This is a genomic window from Mycobacterium sp. (assembly GCF_051006775.1).
GTDB lineage: Bacteria > Actinomycetota > Actinomycetes > Mycobacteriales > Mycobacteriaceae > Mycobacterium.
This window is the reverse complement of sequence record NZ_JBPCSX010000225.1, coordinates 1-19687: the sequence shown is the minus strand read 5'-3', so window position 1 is coordinate 19687 and position 19687 is coordinate 1. Positions and strand designations below refer to the sequence as shown.

The window sequence follows — 19687 nt, the reverse complement described above, 5'->3', positions numbered from 1 at the left end:
CCGCGTGTGGACAGCTGGCCGCCGAAGGCGGGTAGGCCTACTTGAGCAGGCCGCGCTTGCGCATCCAGATATCGCGGATGATCGCGAACGCCACAAAAGCCGCGAAGCCGATGAGGACATAGTCCTCGATGTGTCCGATGTGGTTGCCGTGCAACATGCCCAGCAGGAACAGGATGATGAACACGCCCAGGCCGTACCAGGTGCGCGGCTTGAGCTTGCTCCAGCCCCATGCGGCCGACGGCACCTCGGCGGTGTCGACGTCGTTGTAGCGCTCGACCGAGGTGTTGGCCATGGTGGGCTCCTATCTGTGGAAACTCCCATCATTCTGGCATACGGGATCCGAGCCGATCAGCTCGTGGGGCCGATCAGTTTGTATCTGCGCAGTGCCTCGAGTCGTTCGGCGCCGTGGTCGACGATCGGCTCCGGGTATCCGGCGGGCCGCCCGGCTTTGAGCTTGTGGACGTCGCCGGCCTTGACCTCGGCCAGTTCCGGCACCCAGCGCCGCACGTAGACGCCGTCGGGGTCGAACTTCTCACCCTGGGCGGTCGGGTTGAACACCCGGAAGTAGGGAGCGGCGTCGGTTCCGGTCCCGGCGCACCACTGCCAGCCGTGCTGATTGCTGGCGATGTCCGCGTCGACGAGTTGGGTGAAGAACCAGCGCGCCCCCCACTGCCATGGCAGGTGGAGATCCTTGACCAGGAATGAGGCGACGATCATCCGGACCCGGTTGTGCATGAAGCCGGTGTGCAGCAGCTGGCGCATCCCGGCGTCGACGATCGGGAATCCGGTGCGGCCCTGCTTCCAGGCCTCGAACAGCGCCTGAGCCTGAGCATCGGTGTCGACCACGATGTCGTCGAACGTCGGATTCCAGTTGTGCCAGGCGCTGCGCGGCCACTGCTGCAGCACACCGGCGTAGAAGTCACGGAAGGCCAACTCTCGCAGATATGCCGCCGGTCCCGGCCGGCGCAGGTCGAGGTCGGCGGCCAGGGTGCGGGGGTGGATGGTGCCGAACTTCAGGTGCGCCGACATCCGGCTGGTGCCCGGCCGGTCGGGCCGGTCGCGGTCGGACGCGTAGTTGTCGATACCGGCTGCCAAGAACTCCTTCCAGCCCCGTAGCGCCGCAGCTTCACCGGCTGGAAGTTCCAGTGCCACAGCGGGATTCGGGGCGTCGCAGCGTTCCGGCAGTCCGGTGGCGCGCTCCGGTTCGATCCAGTTGACCGCTCCGGGATCACTCTGTGCCGGTGAGCGCCGGCCGACTTCACGCCACCTGTTGAAGAATGGGGTGAAGACCTTGTACGGGGTGCCGTCATCCTTGGTGACCCGGCCAGGTGAGATGAGATACGGCGACCCGGTCGCCACCAATTCCGCGCCCACCGTACTCAGTGCGGCACCGACAGCACGGTCTCGTTCGGTGCCATACGGGCTGAAGTCGGCGGAGATGTGCACCTGCTGCGCTTCGACGGCGGCGCACACCCGGGGAATCACCTCCTCGGGGCGGCCGCGGACGATCAGGAGTCGTCCGTCCAGACGCTGCGAAAGTTCTCGCAGGGAGTCGCCGAGGAACTGCAGCCGGCGCGGACCCGAGGCCGACTCCAGACCGGGGTCGAGCACGAAGCATGCAAGCACGCCGGCGCCGCCCGCAGCGGCGTCGATCATCGGCGGCAGGTCGGCCAGTCTCAGGTCCCGGCGAAACCACAGCAGCCTGGGGGGCAGGGCGGTGGGCATCCGCCCATGGTGCCCTGCCCCGGACCAGGCTGCTGGAGCGGGGTTAGGGCGTCGGCGTCGTGCTGGTTGCCGGCGCGGCGGCCGGAGCCGGCGGCATCAGCACGGTGTCGATGAGGTACAGCGTCGCGTTGGCCGTCTTGATCCCGCCGCAGACCACGCCGGCATCGTTGACCTTGAGGTCATCGCCTGAGCCGGTGACCTTCACCGTCCCGCCCTCCACGGTCTTGTGCTCGCCGACGACCGCTGCCGGGTCGGCCTGGCCGGACACCACGTGGTAGGTCAGGATCGACGTCAGCAGCGTGGAGTCGGTCTTGAGCTTCTCGATGGTTGCCGCGTCGATCTTGCCGAAGGCCGTATCGGTCGGCGCGAACACGGTGAACTCGCCGTTGTTGAGGGTGTCCACCAGGTTCACGTCCGGGTTCAGCTTGCCCGACAGAGCGCCGGCCAGCGTGGTCAGCACCGGGCTGTTGGACGCCGCGACCGCGACCGGGTCCTTGGCCAGACCCGCGACCGAGGCCGGGCCGGTGGGATTCTGCTCGGCGTAGGCGGCGCAGCCCGCGCCGACGAGCGCGCCGGATGCCGGCGCCGCGGCGGCGCTGGTCTCGGCGGTCGAGGATGCGACCGCGGTCGATGAGGCGGCGTCTTTGGACTCCTTGGTCGCGGTCGAGCAGCCCGCCAGCGTGAGAGCCACGGCGGCTGCGACTCCTGCGGTGGTCAGAACGGAACGGTGAACGGTCATATGGTTTTCTCCCTGGTGCTTCCGGTGTAGAGCTCAGCCGATGTCCGGCCGCAGGAACAATTCGGTCCCGAACGCGGGTCGGATGGGCAAGTGTGACGGTAATCACAGAAAACCGGATCGGGAGTCGCGTTGTTCTCCGCCCCAGGCGTCATCCAGACGTTGCCACGGCACAATGGACCGGTGACCTCCTCGCGCATTCGTGTGCTGATCCTGGGCAGCACCGGGTCGATCGGCACCCAGGCGCTGGAAGTGATAACCGCCAACCCGGACCGCTTCGAGGTAGTCGGGCTGGCCGCCGGCGGCGGCAACGCGGAGTTACTGGCCCGCCAGCGATCGGAAACGGGCGTGACCAACGTCGCCGTCGCCGACGAGGCGGCCGCGCTGCGCATCGGAGATGTCACCCACAGCGGACCGGATGCGGCCACCCGTCTGGTCGAGGACACCGAGGCCGACGTCGTGCTCAACGCACTGGTCGGAGCGCTCGGTTTGAAACCCACCCTGGCCGCCCTGGCCACCGGCGCCCAGTTGGCGCTGGCCAACAAGGAATCCCTGGTGGCGGGTGGTCCGCTCGTGGTCCGGGCGGCCCGACCGGGTCAGATCGTGCCGGTGGACTCCGAGCACTCGGCCCTTGCCCAGTGCCTGCGCTCGGGCGGCGCCGACGAGGTGGCCCGACTGGTGCTGACGGCGTCCGGGGGCCCGTTCCGGGGTTGGGCGGCCGGCGATCTGGAGTCGGTGACGCCCGAGCAGGCCGGGGCGCACCCGACCTGGAACATGGGCCCGATGAACACGCTGAACTCCGCGTCGCTGGTCAATAAGGGTCTGGAACTCATCGAGACGCACCTGTTGTTCGGCATCCCGTATCACCGCATCGACGTGGTGGTGCACCCCCAGTCGATCGTGCACTCGATGGTGACCTTCGTCGACGGTTCCACCATCGCCCAGGCCAGCCCGCCGGATATGAAACTGCCCATCTCGCTGGCGCTGGGCTGGCCGGAGCGGGTGCCCGGGGCCGCATTGGCCTGCGATTTCGGCACCGCGTCGCGGTGGGATTTCGAACCGCTGGACGCCTCGGTGTTCCCCGCGGTGGACCTCGCCCGGCAGGCCGGAGAGGCCGGCGGGTGCATGACGGCGATCTACAACGCGGCCAACGAGGAGGCTGCCGAGGCCTTCCTGGCGGGCCGTATCCGCTTCCCAACGATTGTGCGAACAATCGCTGACGTCGTGGGTGGCGCAGACCAGTGGTCGGCCGAACCCGCTACCGTGGAAGAGGTACTTGAAGCCCAGCGATGGGCCCGGCAACGTGCGCGCGAGCTCGTGGAGGTCGCCGCACAGGAGGTCGCTTCACCCCGATGATGTTCGTGCTCGGCATTTTCCTGTTCGCGCTCGCCATTCTCATCTCGGTGGCGCTGCACGAATGCGGTCATATGTGGGTGGCGCGCGCCACCGGCATGAAGGTCCGCCGGTACTTCGTGGGATTCGGGCCCACCCTCTGGTCGACGATGCGGCCCAACAAGCTGGGCGTCACCGAATACGGCGTCAAGGCGATCCCGCTCGGCGGCTTCTGCGATATCGCCGGAATGACCCCGGACGCGCCCATCCAGCCCGAGGATGAGCCGCACGCGATGTACAAGCAGAAGGTCTGGAAGAGGGTTGCGGTGCTCTTCGCCGGACCCGCCATGAACTTCGTCATCGGACTGGTGCTGGTCTACTCGATCGCGCTGGTCTGGGGCCTGCCCCAGCTGCACCCGCCGACGACGGCGATCGTCGGCGAGACCACCTGCGTCAAGGCCGAGGTCACCAAGAGCCAGCTGGGCCCCTGCGCCGGAACCGGGCCCGCGGCCGACGCAGGTATCCGGTCCGGGGACGTGGTGGTCAGGGTCGGCACCACCGGCGTCAAGACCTTCGCCGAGATGGTGGCAGCGGTGCAGAAGTCCTCCGGACCGACCCCGTTCGTGGTCGAACGCACCACCGGCGGCACCACGACCACCCTCGACACTGTCGTCGACGTCACCACCACCCAGCGGTGGGTGAAGCCCTCCGGCGGCGGCGAGGCCGCCGGGCCGTCGAACGTCGGGGCCATCGGTGTCACCGCCGCCGAGTTCGGTCCGACGCACTACAACATGCTCACCGCCGTACCGGCGACCTTCGTGTTCACCGGTGAACTCGGGGTGGAGTTGGGCAAGTCACTGGCGAAGATTCCGTCGAAGGTCGGTGCGCTGGTGCATGCCATCGGCGGCGGCGAGCGAGATCCGGAAACCCCGATCAGTGTGGTGGGCGCCAGCATCATCGGCGGTGACACCGTCGATCATGGGCTGTGGGTGGCGTTCTGGTTCTTCCTGGCGCAGCTGAATTTCGTTCTCGGCGCCATCAACCTGCTGCCGCTGCTGCCCTTCGACGGTGGTCACATCGCGGTGGCCGTCTACGAGAAGTTCCGCAATCTGTTCCGTGCGTCCCGTGGTCTGCTACCTGCCGGCCCGGTGAACTACAGCAAGCTGATGCCGGCCACCTACGTGATCATCGTCGTGGTGGTCGGATACATGGCGCTGACGGTGACAGCTGACCTGGTCAATCCAATTCGCTTGTTCCAGTAGGAGATTCACAGATGTCAGTTGGTTTGGGAATGCCGCCGGCGCCGCCGCCCGTGCTTGCCCCGCGGCGGGTGACCCGACAGCTGATGGTGCGTGACGTCGGTGTGGGCAGCGACTATCCGATCGCCGTGCAGTCGATGTGCACCACCAAGACCCACGATGTGAACGCAACCCTGCAGCAGATCGCCGAACTGACCGCCGCCGGTTGCGATATCGTCCGGGTGGCCTGCCCGCGCCAGGAGGACGCCGACGCGCTCGCCGAAATCGCCAGGCACAGCAACATTCCGGTGATCGCCGACATCCACTTCCAGCCGAAGTACATCTTCGCCGCGATCGATGCCGGCTGTGCCGCGGTGCGGGTGAACCCGGGCAACATCAAGGAATTCGACGGTCGGGTGGGCGAGGTGGCCAAGGCCGCCGGCGACGCCGGTATCCCGATCCGCATCGGAGTCAATGCCGGGTCGCTGGACAAGCGATTCATGGACAAGTACGGCAAGGCCACCCCGGAGGCTCTGGTCGAGTCAGCGCTGTGGGAGGCATCGCTGTTCGAGGAACACGGCTTCGGCAACATCAAGATCAGCGTCAAGCACAACGACCCGGTGATCATGGTTGCGGCCTATGAATTGCTGGCCTCCAAGTGCGATTACCCCCTGCATCTCGGTGTGACCGAGGCCGGGCCGGCCTTCCAGGGCACCATCAAGTCCGCCGTCGCCTTCGGAGCACTGCTCGCCCGCGGGATCGGCGACACCATCCGGGTGTCGCTATCGGCTCCGCCGGTCGAAGAGGTGAAGGTCGGCAATCAGATCCTGGAATCGCTGAACCTGCGGCCGCGCGGGCTGGAGATCGTGTCGTGTCCGTCCTGCGGACGCGCGCAGGTGGACGTCTACAAGCTGGCCAACGAAGTCAGCGCCGGGCTCGAAGGTCTCGACGTGCCGTTGCGGGTGGCGGTGATGGGCTGCGTCGTCAACGGCCCCGGCGAGGCGCGCGAGGCCGATCTCGGCGTGGCCTCCGGTAACGGCAAGGGACAGATCTTCGTCAAGGGAGAGGTGATCAAGACGGTCCCGGAATCTCAGATCGTCGAGACCCTCATCGAAGAGGCGATGCGGCTGGCCGAGCAGCAACGCGGCACCGACGAGGATGCAGCCGGTTCCCCGGTCGTCACCGTAAGCTGAGGCGCGTCCCCAGCACGGGAATGCACCCAACGACGGCCACAGAAAGACCGCTATGTCGGCTCCGCCACTGTTCCGCACCGTCGAAGGGCGCCGGGTATCGGTGGTCCGGGACGTCGTGGCGGTGAGCCGAGTCCTCAACGAGGATCCGGTGGCGACCTGCATGGTGGCCGCCCGGGTGGCCGATCACGGGATTGAACCCCGGGCGATTGGCGGCGAACTGTGGACCCGCCGGAGTCCGCTGGAGTCACTCTGTTTCGCCGGAGCCAATCTGATTCCGTTGCGCGGCAGCCGAGCCGACCTCAAGGTGTTCGCCGAGCAGGCTCTCGGCAGCACCCGGCGGTGTTCGTCGCTGGTCGGCCGCACCGACCTGGTGATGCCGATGTGGGAGCGGCTGAGCGTGGGGTGGGGTCCGGCGCGTGATGTACGTGATCAGCAACCGCTGATGGCGATGAACTCGCGGCCGTCCTGCGCCGCCGATCCGGGTGTGCGACGCGTCAAGGTCGACGAACTCGACGCCTATCTGGTCGCGGCGGTCGATATGTTCATCGGTGAAGTGGGTGTCGACCCGCGGGCCGGTGACGGCGGCAGGGGTTATCGGCGCCGGGTCGCCGCCCTGATCGCCGCCGGTCGCGCCTATGCCCGCTTCGAGCAGGGCCGGGTGGTGTTCAAGGCCGAGATCGGGTCTCAGTCGCCGGCGGTCGGCCAGATTCAGGGTGTCTGGGTGCACCCGGAATGGCGTGGTCACGGGCTCGGCACCGCGGGTACCGCCGCGGTGGCGGCGTCGGTGATCAACGGCGGCCGCATTGCGAGCCTCTACGTCAACGGCTACAACACGGTGGCGCGCGCCGCCTACGCCAGGGTGGGGTTCCGCGAGGTCGGCACCTTCGCCACCGTTCTGCTCGATTAGCCCCGCCGTCCCCGGTGCGCCTCCGCCGGACTTCGGTCACAAGCTCATAACATCTGCCTCAATGGCAACTCCAACCTCTTTAATAACACGAGTCACATGCCTGGTCTCGGCGCTGGGTGTGGTCGCGGCCCTATCGGCCTGCACGCCACGGCCGGACGGACCGACGCCGGTGGCCGCGCAGTTCTTCGCTGATCTCGGCCGCGGCGACACCGCGGCGGCCGCGCAGCTCAGCGATAAGCCGGTCGAGGCGCACGCCGCCCTCAACGAAGCGTGGTCGGGGTTACAGGCCGCCCATCTGGACGCCACGATCCTGGGTTCCCGCTACACCGGTGACACCGGCAGTGTGAACTACCGGTTCACCTGGCAGCTGCCCAAGAATCGCACCTGGTCCTATGACGGCATCCTCAACCTCATCCGTGATGAGGGCACCTGGCGGGTGCGCTGGACCGCGAGCGCCCTACATCCGAAACTCGGTGAGCACCAACGCTTCATGCTCCGTGCCGATCAGGGGCCGCGGGCTGCGGTCAATGAATTCAGCGGTACCGAGGTGCTGCGCCCGGGCAGTCTGTGGCGCTATCAGCTCGACGCGCGCGAGGCCGGCGACGCGCTGATGTCGACGTCCCGCGTCGTCGCCGATGTGCTGCACCAGTTCGACGACACCCTCAATCCTCAGCAATTGGCCGAGCGGGCGAGTTCCTCGTCCGGGACCCTGGACTTGATCACGCTGCGGCCCTCCGATCACGACAGGGTGGCGCCCGCGCTGGACGCGCTGCCCGGCGTGTTGGTGACCCCGCAGGCCGAAATGCTGCCCACCGATGATGATTTCGCGCCCGCGATCATCAGTGAGGTGAAGAAGGCCGTCATCGATCAACTTGACGGCGACGCCGGCTGGCGGGTGGCCAGCGTGAATCAGAACGGCGCCGACGTCGACGTACTGACCGAGGTGGCGCCCAAGCCGGCCCCGGCGATCTCGCTGACCCTGGACCGAAACGTTCAGGACGCCGCTCAGCACGCCGTGAATCTGCAGGGTAATAAGGCCATGCTGGTGGTGCTGCGGCCGTCCACCGGGGACATCCTTGCGGTGGCGCAGAACGAGGCCGCCGACGCAGACGGCCCAGCCGCGACCACCGGCCTCTACCCACCCGGCTCGACCTTCAAGATGATCACCGCCGGAGCGGCCATCCGGAATGACATGGCCACCCCCGAGACCATGGTTGCCTGCCCGGGACAGATCGACATCGGGGACCGGACCATCCCGAACTACAACAAGTTCGATCTCGGCACGGTCCCGCTTTCGCGGGCGTTCGCGAAGTCCTGCAACACCACCTTCGCCGAACTGGCCAGCCGGATGAAGCCGAGCGCACTGCACGTTGCCGCCTCCGAGTTCGGCATCGGCGCCGACTACACGATCGAGGGACTGACCACGGTGACCGGTACCGTGCCGCCGACGGTGAATCTCGCCGAACGGACCGAGGACGGTTTCGGTCAGGGCAAGGTGCTCGTCACCCCGTTCGGGATGGCACTGGCGGCGGCTACCGTGGCGGCGGGCAAGACCCCGACGCCGCGCCTGATCGCCGGCAGTCAGACCACCGAGACCGGTGATCATCCGCCGGCCGATCCCGGCACCCTCGACGGTCTGCGCTCGATGATGCGACTGGTCGTCACCGACGGCACCGCCACGGAGATCCGGGACTCCGGTCCGGTCTATGGCAAGACCGGGGAGGCCGAGTTCTCCGGCGGCTCGCATGCCTGGTTCACCGGTTACCGCGGTGACCTGGCCTTCGCCGGATTGATCGTCGGTGGCGGAAGCTCGACCTACGCGGTTCGGATGGTCAAGCAGATGCTGTCGGAATTGCCGCCCGACTTCCTGGGCTGACCGAGAACACCACCGTCAGTTGGCCGGCCCGGGCCCGGGCTGTTGCCCGCCTTGCTGACCGCCCTGCGGGCCGGGACCGGGTGGTTTGGGTCCCGGGTTGGGCGGTTTCGGTGCGGGGTTGGGCGGTTTCGGGGCGAGGTTGGTCGGCTGCGGCCCCGGACCCGGCGGCGGTGGCCCGGGCTTCGGCGGTTGGGGCGACGGATTCAGTGGCTGCGGCCCCGGCTTGGGCGGCTGCGGACCGGGGGTCGGGCGTGGTGGTGCCGGCGCCGGGTTCGCCAGTACCGGCAGATTGTCGACAACGGCGTTGCCCCCGGCGTTTCCGCCGTTGGACCCGACGACGGCCACAGCGGACTGCCCCGGACCGGCCGGGGGAAGCACTACGGGAAGGCCCGCCGGTATTGCGCCGGGATCAGCCGCTGACGGTCCGGCCGCCGGTCCGGGCGCGGCCGGTTCCTCCGCCGATGCCTCGGGACCCCCCCGTTCAGATGCGGAGCCGGAGCCATCCGGTGCGGGTGCGGGGGGGAGGTTGGTCGGCGTCGCCGGGATCCCGGATCTGCTGATATTGGCCGGGGTGATGAACGGAATTTTGATGTCGCCACCGAGAACCGCGGTCAGTCCGGCACCGAGCGTCAGGAATCCGACCAGGCTCGCGGCAGCGATCTGCAGGTAGGGCCGATGGTCCCGGTCACGCGCTGAACGTCGGGTGGCGAGGTCGATCACCGGGGCGTCGGTGACGACCGAATCCGCCACGGGCTGCAGCCCCAGCAGGTACGTGCCGAAACTCTCGCTCGCATACCCCGCGACCTCGGCCCGAGAGGCCACCGGCTGGCTGGTCCGCTTGACGGTCACCAGGGAGTACGCCAGCCGGACGAATACGTCAGCGACCGCGTCCAAGTCTGCCGGGGCATCTTCGGAACCCTCGCCGAGCTGCGCAAGCCGGTCGGCGATCAGGGGCACGCTCACGTCCATGACCGCGCCGGAGGAGCTGGACAGCAAAGCCGAATGCTCGCCGGACTCGCTGTTGAGTTCGCGGATGGCAATGGGGTGGTTCTGCACCGCCCACACGGTGTCGGTGAAAGCGTTCAGCGAGCGGTCAGCAAACTCGGTGCAGCTCTGAAAGGCCTGGCCGAAAGCGGCGTCGAGCAGTGTCGTCAGCTCACCGATGACGGCGGTCGTGAGCAGTTCGTTCTTACTCGGCCAACGCCGGTAGATCGTCATGTGTGACACGCCGGCGTACTTCGCCACGAGTTCGACGGTGGCTCGCTTGAAGCCGAAGTCGCCGAGGACGCGAACCGCGCCATCGAGGATCTTCACTCCGCTGGGGTCGAGCTCTTGGGCTGGCACTGCACCGCCTTCCTTGGATCGAGCCTACTACCTCTCCGTCAGACCCCCGCGGTGCGGCGCCACATCAAAATTTCCTGAGGAAATTCCGATCAAACGCTTGACCAATGCGGCGAGGGGTGATGTGATGCACACTGTAATTCAATAACACCAGCAGGTCAACGCGATTTTCTGGCCCGGGTTGAGGTTTGGGCCCACACCAGCGACTCGAGACCTGCCACCCGAGAAGAAGGCAGAAAACCATGCGTGGACGTGCGATCAGTGTGGGGAGGGTGGGCGCTCTCGCCTTCGCTCTCGGGGTCGGAAGTGTGCTGGCGGCGGCGACGGCTTCGGCTGACGATTCCCAGTCGACATCATCGACGGAAAGCGTGAGTGCCGCCTCCCAGAGCGTGCGCCGGGCCGCGGTCAGCGGCGGCGCCAAGCGGATCGCGACGGCTGCGAGCGCCATGAAGCCCCAGGGCGCCGTGCCGCCCCCGCCGGGCCAGTCTCTGCCTTCTTCGGGCGTGAACTATCGCTCCATCGACGGCAGTGGCAACAATCTGACCAAGACCTCCCTCAACGTCGCAGGCACCGATTTCCGGCGCCTGGGCGTGGCCCACTTCAGTGACGGCGTCTCGGCGCTGCGCACCGATCTCCCCAATGCCCGGACCGTCAGCAACCTGGTGGTCGCCGGCAATGCCGAGACCCCGAACGCCGAGGGCCTCTCCGGGATGATGTACGCCTGGGGTCAGTTCATCGACCACGACATCAATCTGACGCTGTCCGACAACGTCACCCACATCGACGTCACCGTTCCCAGTGGCGACCCCACCCTGAGCGGTTCGATCTCGATGACCCGCGCGGTGATCGACCCGACGACCGGCGTCGCCGGTAAGGCGGCCGTCACCACCAACAACGTGACCGGTTGGATCGACGGTTCGATGGTCTACGGCTCGGACGCCACCACGGCCGCCAGTCTGCGCAACGCCGCCGGCCGGATGCTGACCTCGGATGGCGACAACCTGCCGATCGTGGACGGCGCATACGTGGCCGGCGATATCCGGGTCGCGGAGAATCCGGATCTCATCGCCCTGCAGACGCTGTTCGTTCGCGAGCACAACCGTCAGGTCGACCTGCTGGCGGCGGCGCATCCGGACTGGACCGGTGACCAGCTCTATGACCAGGCTCGCGCCATCGTCACCGCTGAGATCGCCCGGATCACCTACAACGAATTCCTGCCGCACCTGCTCGGTGCGAACGCGATCAAGCCCTATCGGGGCTACAACCCGAACGTCGACCCCACGCTCAGCGAGGAGTTCGCCGGTGCGGCGTTCCGGCTGGGGCACTCGATCGTCTCTGCCAACCTGGAGCGGACCGATGAGCTGGGTAATGTGATCGGCACGCCGGTCACCCTCAAGGATGCGTTCTTCCAGGATCCGGAGTCCTACCTGGCCGACGGCGGTGGCGACGGACTGCTGCGCCACCTGACCAACGATCTGTCCAACTCCCTCGATGTCCACATCGTCGATGACCTCCGCAACTTCCTGTTCGGTCCCTCGGCCGGAATGGATCTGGCCGCGATCAACCTGCAGCGCGGACGCGATCTGGGCCTGGGAACGCTCAACGAGACCCGGGTGGCACTGGGACTGAAGGCTTACACCAGCTTCTCGCAGATCACCTCCGACGCGACCACCGCGGCGGCTCTGGAGGCCGCCTATGGTGACGTCGACAAGGTGGAGCTGTGGATCGGTGGGCTGGCCGAGAACCATCTGCCGGGCGCGATGGTGGGGCAGACCTTCGATGTGATCGTCGCCCAGCAGTTCCAGGCGCTGCGTGACGGCGACCGGTTCTGGTACCAGAATCAGGGATTCGACAAAGCCACGATGCGGGAGATCGAATCGACGACGCTGTCCTCGCTGATCCTGAAGAACACCGACACCGAGCACATCCAGGCCGACGCGTTCGTGTTCTACGAGCGCCGCAGCGGCAGCAGCGTGATGGAGAACCCGGCTTCACCGCAGTTGGTGATCGGGTCCGACGGTGGTGACACCCTGGTCGGTGGCACCAAGGCCGACATGCTGGTGGCCGGTACCGGCAGCCAGACCATGACCGGCGCGGCCGGCCGGGACACCTTTGTCGTGGGCAGCACCGGTGTCAACGCCGTGATCACCGACTTCAGGGTGGGTCAGGACAAGCTGAAGTTCGAGAATCTCGGCACCGCCAGGCCCAGGGTCAGCACTGAGAACGGCAATGCCGTCATCACGGTCGGCACCAGCACGGTGATCCTGATCGGTGTCACGGCCGCCCAGTTCCGCATGAGTGATATCAGCGCCGTCTAACCAGCGGCGACGATCTCGTCGCCGCGCACCGAGACTGCGCGGGCCCGCAACCCCTCCAGTGCGGGCCCGCGCAGTACCTGCCCGTCCAGCCCGAACGAACTGCCATGGCAGGGGCACGCTACGGCGCCGTCGACAACCGTGGACAGTGCGCACCCGGCGTGAGTGCACCGTGCGATGAAAGCTTTGAACACCCCGGCGGTGGGTTGGGTGACCAGGGTGCCCTCGACCACCACTCCCGAGCCGACGGGCACATCGGCGACGGCGACGATGTTCGCACCCGGCGTGGGCGGATTGGGGATCCGGGGGTTCTCCGATCGCGGCCCGCAGGCGGCCAGGGGGACGGCGGCGGCACCGATGAGGGCGGTGCGTCGGGATAGCTCAGACACCCGGGTGAGCCTAGCCGGTGTGGTTGAGCAGGGGCGTGACCGTTTCGGGGCCGGGGTAAATTGGCATGGTTATGACTGACATGGAGAACCGGACTCCGGGCGTGCCCGCGATGCGGGTGTCCGACGCCGACCGCGGCGGAACGCTGCGTCGGCTGCACAACGCCGTCGCGCTCGGCCTGATCGACATCGGCGAGTTCGAGGAGCGTTCGGCTCAGGTGTCGATGGCCCGCCAGCCGACTGATCTGGAGGAGCTGATCCGGGATCTGCCCGGGCCCGGCGCGATCGCGACGTCGGCGGCTGACCGGTTGGAACTGCGCGGCTGGCTGGGCTCGCTGAGCCGAAGTGGCCAGTGGACGGTGCCCACCCGGCTCGCGCTGGTCCGCCGGGTGGGTTCAGTGCACCTCGACCTCACCAAGGCCCGGTTCGCGGGTCCCGTCGTGGTCATCGAACTCGATATGGTTCGCGGTTCGGTGGACATCCGGTTACCCGAGGGCGCCAGCGCCTCGATCGATGATGTCAGCGTCTACGGCGGTAGTGCCAGGGACCGCCGCAAGGATCCGCCCGCCGAAGGCCGCCCGCATGTGGTGATCACCGGCCGGGTGGTGCTGGGTTCGGTCAACATCCGCGGTCCCAGGTCCAAGCGCGCACAGCTGCTCCGTAGGTAGGGGAGTCCTAATGTCAGTTCGCAGCGCACTGCATGCCGGGGTCGTCTCGCAGACTCTGCCGGTACCCAAGTCGATCAGCCGTCCGGAGTACGTCGGCAGGGCAGACGCAGTCGAGGGCAGCGAACCCTGGGTGCAGACCCCTGAGGTCATTGAGAAGATGCGGATCGCGGGCCGGATCGCTGCCGGCGCCCTGGCTGCCGCGGGTGCGGCTGTCGCGCCGGGGGTGACCACCGACCACCTCGACCGGATCGCCCACGACTACATGGTCGATCACGGCGCATACCCCTCGACGCTGGGCTACAAGGGTTACCCGAAGTCGTGCTGCACCTCGCTCAACGAGATCATCTGCCACGGTATCCCGGACTCGACGGTGGTCGAGGACGGCGACATCGTCAATATCGACGTCACCGCCTACATCGACGGTGTGCACGGCGACACGAACGCCACGTTCCTGGCCGGCGATGTCAGCGAGGAGCACCGGCTTCTGGTCGAGCGGACACACGAGGCGACCATGCGCGCCATCAAGGCGGTCCAGCCCGGCCGGGCGCTGTCAGTCGTCGGCCGGGTGATCGAGTCGTACGCGAACAGGTTCGGCTATAACGTGGTTCGCGATTTCACCGGGCACGGTATCGGCACCACGTTCCACAACGGACTGGTGGTGCTGCACTACGAGCAGCCTGAGGTACAGACGATCATCGAGCCGGGCATGACCTTCACCATCGAGCCGATGATCAACCTCGGCTCGCTGGATTACGAGATCTGGGAAGACGGCTGGACGGTGGCCACCCGCGATCGCAAATGGACCGCGCAGTTCGAGCACACCCTCGTCGTGACAGAGGACGGCGCCGAGATCCTGACGCTGCCGTGACACCCGGTGGCGCGTTGCTGGTTGCCGGAGCCACCTCGGATGCGGGCAAGTCGATGGTCGTCGCCGGGTTGTGCCGTGTGCTGGCGCGCAAGGGAATCCGGGTCGCACCGTTCAAAGCGCAGAATATGAGCAACAACTCCGCGGTCGCGGTCGATGGCGACGGGATCGGCGGTGAGATCGGCAGGGCGCAGGCGATGCAGGCGCGCGCCGCCGGTCTGGCGCCCAGCGTCCGGTTCAACCCCGTCCTGCTCAAGCCGGGCAGCGACCGTACCTCCCAGCTCGTGGTTCGCGGCCGGGTGGTCGGCACCGTGGCGGCCGGTGACTACATCGCACATCGGGACGCGCTGGCCGGTGTGGTCGCCGAGGACCTCACGGCTCTGCGTGCCGAGTACGACGTGGTGATTTGTGAGGGCGCCGGATCGCCGGCCGAGATCAACCTTCGCGCAACGGATTTGGCGAACATGGGACTGGCTCGCGCGGCCGATCTGCCGGTAGTGGTGGTGGGTGACATCGATCGCGGCGGTGTGCTGGCCCATCTGTTCGGTACCGTCGCGGTGCTGAGTCCAGAGGATCAGGCACTGATCGCCGGGTTCATCATCAACAAGTTCCGTGGGGACCCGGCACTGTTGGAACCGGGCCTTGTGCAATTGGCCGCGCTGACCGGCCGGCCCACCTACGGCGTGCTGCCCTACAGCGACGAACTGTGGCTCGACACCGAGGACTCGCTGTCAGTGCGGGCCGGCGAGATCGTCGGCGCGCCGGCTCCGCCGCACGGCGGCCAGGTACTGCGGGTCGCCGCCGTGCGGCTGCCGAGGATCTCGAACTCCACGGATGTGGAGGCGCTGGCCTGCGAGCCGGGGGTGGTGGTGCGCTGGATCAGTGCGGTCGGTGATCTTGCCGACGCCGATGTCGTGGTGATCCCGGGTAGTAAGGCCACGGTCGCTGACCTGCAGTGGTTGCGTGAGCGCGGGCTTGCTGACGCCGTCACGGCGCACGCCCGGGCCGGACGGGTGGTGCTCGGCGTCTGCGGCGGTTTCCAGATGCTGTGCCGACGCATCGATGACGCGGTCGAGAGTCGCGGCGTGGCGGTTGACGGGCTGGGACTGCTCGACGCAGATATCGTCTTCAGACCCGAGAAGACACTGCGCAGCTGGGACGGTCCGCTCAGCGGTTACGAAATCCATCACGGGCAGGTGAGTCGCACCGGGGAGACCGGGTGGTTCGAGGCCGGGGGACATGTGCAGGGTTACCGTCGCGGGGCGGTGTTCGGAACCCACTGGCACGGGTTGCTCGACAACGACGTTTTCCGGCGCGCGTGGCTGACCGAGGCCGCGCTGGCCGCGGGACGACCGGGCTTCGAGGTGGCCCCCGACGTCAGTGTGCCGGCGCGTCGCGACGCGCAGTTGGACCTGATGGCCGACCTGGTCACCGCGCACCTCGATCTCGACGCGGTACTGGCACTGCTGGACGGCCCGCCGCCGTCCGCCGCGGTGATCGCGACCTCGCACAGGCGCCTACCGTGACGACCATGAGGACAGCGTTGGCCGCGATGCTGCCGGTGGTCGGCGCGCTGGCCGGGTGTTCGGCCGCCGTACCCGGTACCGCGACCTGGCCGGGCGCGGCACTGGAGGCCGCCGTTCTGCGGATCGCCGACTTCCCGCCGGGGGTCGAGTACGACCGCATCAATGATCAGTCCGGAACTCCCGACGGTGCGGGCGGGCCAGGCTCAATGCTGTCCCGGCCCCGGGGGTGCGCCAACGCCCTGACGAACGTCATCGCGAATTCGGCCGAACGCGGACCGGGCAGCGCGGCCAAGTACGCGGTGTCCTATGACGGGGCGCGGTTGGTGATCACCCTGCTGTCCTGGAACCTGGACCTGGACACGCTGCGCGCGGCCGCAGTCCGCTGCGCAAAGTTCGAGGCGTTCTTCGACCCCGACTCGGCGGGTATTCCGATCACCACCACCGAGCTGTCCGGGCTTGAGCCGGCGGCGCTGGCCTATCAGCAGACGATGAGACTCAACGACGAGAGCACCAGTGTGTTCATGGCATTCCAGAACGTCGGCGGGCGTGCCGTATTCGGTGTCGCATTCCCGACTCCGAACTCGGCCATCGAGGCCAAAGCGACACTGCCGCAGACATTCTTGGACGTCTTCGGCAAGCAGGTTGAGAAGTTTCGTTCCTACTGATCGGTAACTTGCGTGGTTCGTCGAAATCCCTGCGCAGCGATACTGCCCGCAGTAGCGTGAGCCAATGCCTGCGGCGATGATGACAGTCGACGGGTTCCCGGTTCCGGTCGCTGTCACCGGTCCGGAAAAGGGACCCCATGTCGTCCTGCTGGGTGCCGCGCAGCATGCGCCGGCGGCCTACGAGAGCCTCTGTCATCGGCTGCATACCGCCTCGGTCCGGACCGTCGTCATCGGCGCCGATCCGCGGCTGCACCCCAAGGCCGTGGTGGCCATTCTCGACGCGCTGGAAGTGCCCTGGGCGATCCTCGTCGGCGACCGGTTCGGTGCCGAACTCGCGTGGGAGCTGGCCGCCGCACGGCCCGACCGGTTCACCGGCCTGGTCGTCATCGACCGCGGGCATCCGCGCGCCCCCGACCCGCACGGTGTCATCCGGGACTCGGACTGCCCGCCGGTCGAGATCAACACCACCGCGCTGGTCACCAGTCCGGCGGTGCGGGCCGCGGCAAAGGCCAGCCAGCGTTGGGTGTACAGCGACTACCGGGTGGTGGATTTCGCCGCCCGACGAAACGCCGCCGAGTCGACCGCACAGTTGGCCGCTGAGATCGTCCTGCGCACCAGCACCTGGTGACCCCCGCTAGCGCGCTCCGTCCAGCTGGCGACCGGTCTCGTCGACCTGACGCACCGGTCCGGTGAACCACTTTTTCACCGAGAGGTGCCAGTAGAGCCACAGCAGGATCAGCGTGCCGCCGACGAGCAGCGGGGTGTAGTTGACGAACTTCCATTCGAAGCTCGGATCCCACGGGACGCCGCCCAGTGCAGTCGGGAACATCGCGACGATCGAGGTGATGATGATCTCGGCCAGCGCCAGCGGGGCCATCCACTTGTAGTGATTGCCCAGGTTCCAGCTTCCGGCAGGGAACGAGTCGCCGGCCTTCCACCGGTAGTAGATCGGCACCGCGAAGGCCAGGTACAGCCCGACCACGCCGATGGAGACCACCGCGAAGAAGGCGATCGGCACCGGTGCGCCGTTGATGTCGACCGGCACCAGCGCGGGCAGGGTGATCAGCGCCGCGATCACCGCGGTCACCATCACCGCGTTGGCAGGCACCTTCCGCGAGTTCACCGTCGACCACAGTTGATGGCCCGGCACCGCGCGGTCACGGCTGAAGGCGAACAGCATGCGGGATGCGCTGGTCTGGCAGGCCGTGGTGCAGAACAGCTGGCCGGCCGTCGAGATGAACAACACCGCCGCCGCCCACTTGGAACTCAGCGCCTGACTGAAGATCGCAGCGACCGCGCCGCCGGCCTTCGAGACTCCGTCGGCATCCTGAACGGCGAACAGGAAGGACAGCAGCAGAATCCAGCCGCCGATCGCCGAGTAGAAGATCGACCGCCAGATGCCCTTGGCTGCTCCGTCGGCGGCGCTCTTGGTCTCCTCGGACAGGTGAGCGGAGGCGTCGTATCCGGTGATCGTGTACTGGGTGAGGATCGCCGAAATCGGCAGCACGAGCAGCAGCCAGCCGAACCCGGAGGTTTCTCCGCCGAACATCCCGCTGTTGTTGACGGTCCTGGCGAAGACGTCGCCGACGCTGGCGTGGTGTTCGGGAACAAGTAACAGGATGGCGATCACGGTCGCCGCGCCGGCGACATGCCACCAGACCGAGATGTTGTTGATCACGGCCAAGAGGTGGCTGGAGAAGATGTTGATGGCCGCCACCACCACCAGGATGATCAGGAACATCACGAACGTTCGTTTCAGGCTGTATCCGGCCAGCCAGTCCTCGCTGAGGGTGCCCAGCGTCAGATCCAGGAATGTCGCGCTGCCGTAGGACACTGAGGCGAGGATGGCGATCAGCCCGACGAGATTGAGCCAGCCGGTGTAGAACCCGGCCTTGGGACCGCCGAGTTTTGCTGCCCACCAGTAGATTCCGCCGGAAGTGGGGAACGCTGACACCAGTTCCGACATGCAGAAGCCGATCAGCAGGATGAACGCGGCCAGGATCGGCCAGCCCCAGGCGATGGCCGCGGGTCCGCCGTTGTTCCAGCCAAGACCGAATGAGGTGAAGCAGCCGGCCAGGATCGAGATGATCGAGAACGAGATCGCGAAGTTGTTGAACCCGGACCACGATCGCTGCAACTCCTGGGAGTAGCCCAGCCGGGCCAGGTGCAGTTCGTCCTCATCCAGTATTTCGTGGCCTTCAGGCACAGCGATCTCCATTCCGGGCAGGCGGTGAGTTCCCACGGACAATATGCGTTTATTGGTCTGGTGTCCTACCTTTGCCGTGTCATTTATGTAAACCTTGGCCCAGCCGGGGTCGTTGTGATTCCGGGTGATTCCCGATGACGCGAGGGAGCGAACGTGACGTCCGACAGCACCGCCCGCCGCCGCGGGCTGCTCACGCCCGGCGAACTCGATCGACTGATGGCGGCCGGCGAGATCGATACGGTGATCGTGGCCTTCGCCGATATGCAGGGCAGGTTGACCGGCAAGAGGGTCTCGGCGCGGCTGTTCGCCGAGGAGGTCGCGACCCACGGCGCCGAGTGCTGCAACTACCTGCTGGCGGTCGACGTGGAGATGAACACCGTCGAGGGCTATGCGATGTCCAGCTGGGAATCCGGCTACGGCGACATGGTGATGCGCCCGGATATGTCCACCCTGCGGCTGCTGCCCTGGTTGGCGGGGACCGCGCTGGTGATGGCCGACCTGTGCTGGCCGAACGGAGACCCGGTGCTGGCATCCCCGCGCAGCGTGCTGGGCAGGCAACTCGCCCGGCTCACCCAACGCGGGCTGGGTGCGTTCGTCGGCACCGAACTGGAGTTCATCGTCTTCGAGGACACCTACCGGGACGCATGGTCGGCCGGGTATCGCAGTCTGCGCAAGGCAAGTGATTACAACATCGACTACGCCATCCAC

General features: G+C 67.1%; 17 protein-coding genes and 1 pseudogene. 12 read left to right on the top strand and 6 right to left on the bottom strand.

All coding sequences use genetic code 11. The annotated features are described in order from the left end of the window. Nucleotides 1-37 precede the first annotated feature (37 nt). From ACR2JI_RS16045 to ACR2JI_RS16035, 3 genes are read right to left on the bottom strand one after another with little or no spacing between them, the layout of a single operon-like run. Nucleotides 38-292, bottom strand: a complete 255-nt coding sequence (locus ACR2JI_RS16045; RefSeq protein ID WP_526391725.1) for a DUF2631 domain-containing protein — start codon at nucleotides 290-292, stop codon at nucleotides 38-40. Nucleotides 293-348: 56 nt separating this feature from the next. Continuing rightward, nucleotides 349-1725: a cryptochrome/photolyase family protein gene (locus tag ACR2JI_RS16040; RefSeq protein WP_526391723.1), complete on the bottom strand. Its 1377-nt coding sequence runs from the start codon at nucleotides 1723-1725 to the stop codon at nucleotides 349-351. 43 nt (nucleotides 1726-1768) lie between these two features. Next, entirely contained in the window at nucleotides 1769-2464 is a 696-nt protein-coding gene (locus tag ACR2JI_RS16035; RefSeq protein ID WP_526391721.1) for a fasciclin domain-containing protein, read from the bottom strand. Between the two features lie 159 nt (nucleotides 2465-2623). On the opposite strand from ACR2JI_RS16035, the gene dxr reads away from it, so the two are divergent. From dxr to ACR2JI_RS16010, 5 genes are all read left to right on the top strand, one after another. Continuing rightward, nucleotides 2624-3817: a 1-deoxy-D-xylulose-5-phosphate reductoisomerase gene (dxr, locus tag ACR2JI_RS16030; RefSeq protein WP_526391719.1), complete on the top strand. Its 1194-nt coding sequence runs from the start codon at nucleotides 2624-2626 to the stop codon at nucleotides 3815-3817. Further along, a complete protein-coding gene (locus ACR2JI_RS16025) occupies nucleotides 3814-5055 on the top strand; it encodes a M50 family metallopeptidase (protein WP_526391717.1) in 1242 nt (413 codons plus the stop codon). Before dxr ends, ACR2JI_RS16025 begins: the two co-directional genes overlap by 4 nt. Nucleotides 5056-5066: 11 nt before the next feature. Continuing rightward, nucleotides 5067-6224 (top strand): flavodoxin-dependent (E)-4-hydroxy-3-methylbut-2-enyl-diphosphate synthase, encoded by a 1158-nt coding sequence (gene ispG, locus ACR2JI_RS16020; RefSeq protein WP_526391715.1) that lies wholly within the window; start codon nucleotides 5067-5069, stop codon nucleotides 6222-6224. A 52-nt stretch (nucleotides 6225-6276) separates the two neighbouring features. Next, a complete protein-coding gene (locus tag ACR2JI_RS16015) occupies nucleotides 6277-7131 on the top strand; it encodes a GNAT family N-acetyltransferase (RefSeq protein ID WP_526391713.1) in 855 nt (284 codons plus the stop codon). A gap of 61 nt (nucleotides 7132-7192) precedes the next feature. Continuing rightward, nucleotides 7193-9007, top strand: a complete 1815-nt coding sequence (locus ACR2JI_RS16010) for a penicillin-binding transpeptidase domain-containing protein (RefSeq protein WP_526391711.1) — start codon at nucleotides 7193-7195, stop codon at nucleotides 9005-9007. Between the two features lie 15 nt (nucleotides 9008-9022). On the opposite strand, the gene ACR2JI_RS16005 is transcribed toward ACR2JI_RS16010, so the two are convergent. Continuing rightward, a complete protein-coding gene (locus tag ACR2JI_RS16005) occupies nucleotides 9023-10351 on the bottom strand; it encodes a TetR/AcrR family transcriptional regulator (RefSeq protein WP_526391709.1) in 1329 nt (442 codons plus the stop codon). A 269-nt stretch (nucleotides 10352-10620) separates the two neighbouring features. On the opposite strand from ACR2JI_RS16005, the gene ACR2JI_RS16000 reads away from it, so the two are divergent. Beyond that, nucleotides 10621-12666 carry a peroxidase family protein gene (locus ACR2JI_RS16000; RefSeq protein ID WP_526391707.1) on the top strand — a complete coding sequence of 682 codons (2046 nt, stop codon included), beginning with the start codon at nucleotides 10621-10623 and terminating at the stop codon, nucleotides 12664-12666. Here the strand turns inward: ACR2JI_RS16000 and ACR2JI_RS15995 are convergent. Beyond that, complete coding sequence (locus ACR2JI_RS15995) at nucleotides 12663-13052, bottom strand: Rieske (2Fe-2S) protein (RefSeq protein WP_526391705.1); 390 nt, start codon at nucleotides 13050-13052, stop codon at nucleotides 12663-12665. The genes ACR2JI_RS16000 and ACR2JI_RS15995 overlap by 4 nt on opposite strands. An 80-nt stretch (nucleotides 13053-13132) precedes the next feature. Between ACR2JI_RS15995 and ACR2JI_RS15990 the strand changes: the two genes are divergently transcribed. The 5 genes from ACR2JI_RS15990 (at nucleotide 13133) to ACR2JI_RS15970 (ending at nucleotide 17401) form a co-directional block, all read left to right on the top strand. Next, the gene (locus ACR2JI_RS15990) at nucleotides 13133-13717 is read left to right on the top strand and encodes a DUF1707 domain-containing protein (RefSeq protein ID WP_526391729.1); all 585 of its coding nucleotides are present in this window, start codon (nucleotides 13133-13135) and stop codon (nucleotides 13715-13717) included. 10 nt (nucleotides 13718-13727) lie between these two features. Beyond that, on the top strand, nucleotides 13728-14585 hold the full coding sequence (gene map, locus ACR2JI_RS15985; protein WP_526391703.1) for a type I methionyl aminopeptidase: 858 nt from the start codon (nucleotides 13728-13730) through the stop codon (nucleotides 14583-14585). Then, on the top strand, nucleotides 14582-16108 hold the full coding sequence (locus tag ACR2JI_RS15980) for a cobyric acid synthase (protein WP_526391701.1): 1527 nt from the start codon (nucleotides 14582-14584) through the stop codon (nucleotides 16106-16108). The genes map and ACR2JI_RS15980 overlap by 4 nt, the downstream gene beginning before the upstream one ends. Before the next feature lie 5 nt (nucleotides 16109-16113). Next, a complete protein-coding gene (locus ACR2JI_RS15975; protein ID WP_526391699.1) occupies nucleotides 16114-16773 on the top strand; it encodes a hypothetical protein in 660 nt (219 codons plus the stop codon). Nucleotides 16774-16837: 64 nt separating this feature from the next. Beyond that, on the top strand, nucleotides 16838-17401 hold the full coding sequence (locus ACR2JI_RS15970; protein ID WP_526391697.1) for an alpha/beta hydrolase: 564 nt from the start codon (nucleotides 16838-16840) through the stop codon (nucleotides 17399-17401). A gap of 6 nt (nucleotides 17402-17407) precedes the next feature. Here ACR2JI_RS15970 and ACR2JI_RS15965 read toward each other — a convergent pair whose 3' ends face one another. Further along, nucleotides 17408-18979 carry an amino acid permease gene (locus ACR2JI_RS15965; RefSeq protein WP_526391727.1) on the bottom strand — a complete coding sequence of 524 codons (1572 nt, stop codon included), beginning with the start codon at nucleotides 18977-18979 and terminating at the stop codon, nucleotides 17408-17410. Between the two features lie 216 nt (nucleotides 18980-19195). Between ACR2JI_RS15965 and ACR2JI_RS15960 the strand changes: the two are divergent. Next, nucleotides 19196-19687: pseudogene (locus ACR2JI_RS15960) on the top strand (glutamine synthetase); the annotation flags it as partial.

Bases quoted from the DNA above. Each gene is read 5' to 3' on its own strand.
- ACR2JI_RS16045 (WP_526391725.1), bottom strand. From the start codon at position 292: ATGGCCAACACCTCGGTCGAGCGCTACAACGACGTCGACACCGCCGAG.
- ACR2JI_RS16040 (WP_526391723.1), bottom strand. From the start codon at position 1,725: ATGCCCACCGCCCTGCCCCCCAGGCTGCTGTGGTTTCGCCGGGACCTG.
- ACR2JI_RS16035 (WP_526391721.1), bottom strand. From the start codon at position 2,464: ATGACCGTTCACCGTTCCGTTCTGACCACCGCAGGAGTCGCAGCCGCC.
- ACR2JI_RS16025 (WP_526391717.1), top strand. From the start codon at position 3,814: ATGATGTTCGTGCTCGGCATTTTCCTGTTCGCGCTCGCCATTCTCATC.
- ispG (WP_526391715.1), top strand. From the start codon at position 5,067: ATGTCAGTTGGTTTGGGAATGCCGCCGGCGCCGCCGCCCGTGCTTGCC.
- ACR2JI_RS16015 (WP_526391713.1), top strand. From the start codon at position 6,277: ATGTCGGCTCCGCCACTGTTCCGCACCGTCGAAGGGCGCCGGGTATCG.
- ACR2JI_RS16010 (WP_526391711.1), top strand. From the start codon at position 7,193: ATGGCAACTCCAACCTCTTTAATAACACGAGTCACATGCCTGGTCTCG.
- ACR2JI_RS15990 (WP_526391729.1), top strand. From the start codon at position 13,133: ATGGAGAACCGGACTCCGGGCGTGCCCGCGATGCGGGTGTCCGACGCC.
- map (WP_526391703.1), top strand. From the start codon at position 13,728: ATGTCAGTTCGCAGCGCACTGCATGCCGGGGTCGTCTCGCAGACTCTG.
- ACR2JI_RS15975 (WP_526391699.1), top strand. From the start codon at position 16,114: ATGAGGACAGCGTTGGCCGCGATGCTGCCGGTGGTCGGCGCGCTGGCC.
- ACR2JI_RS15970 (WP_526391697.1), top strand. From the start codon at position 16,838: ATGCCTGCGGCGATGATGACAGTCGACGGGTTCCCGGTTCCGGTCGCT.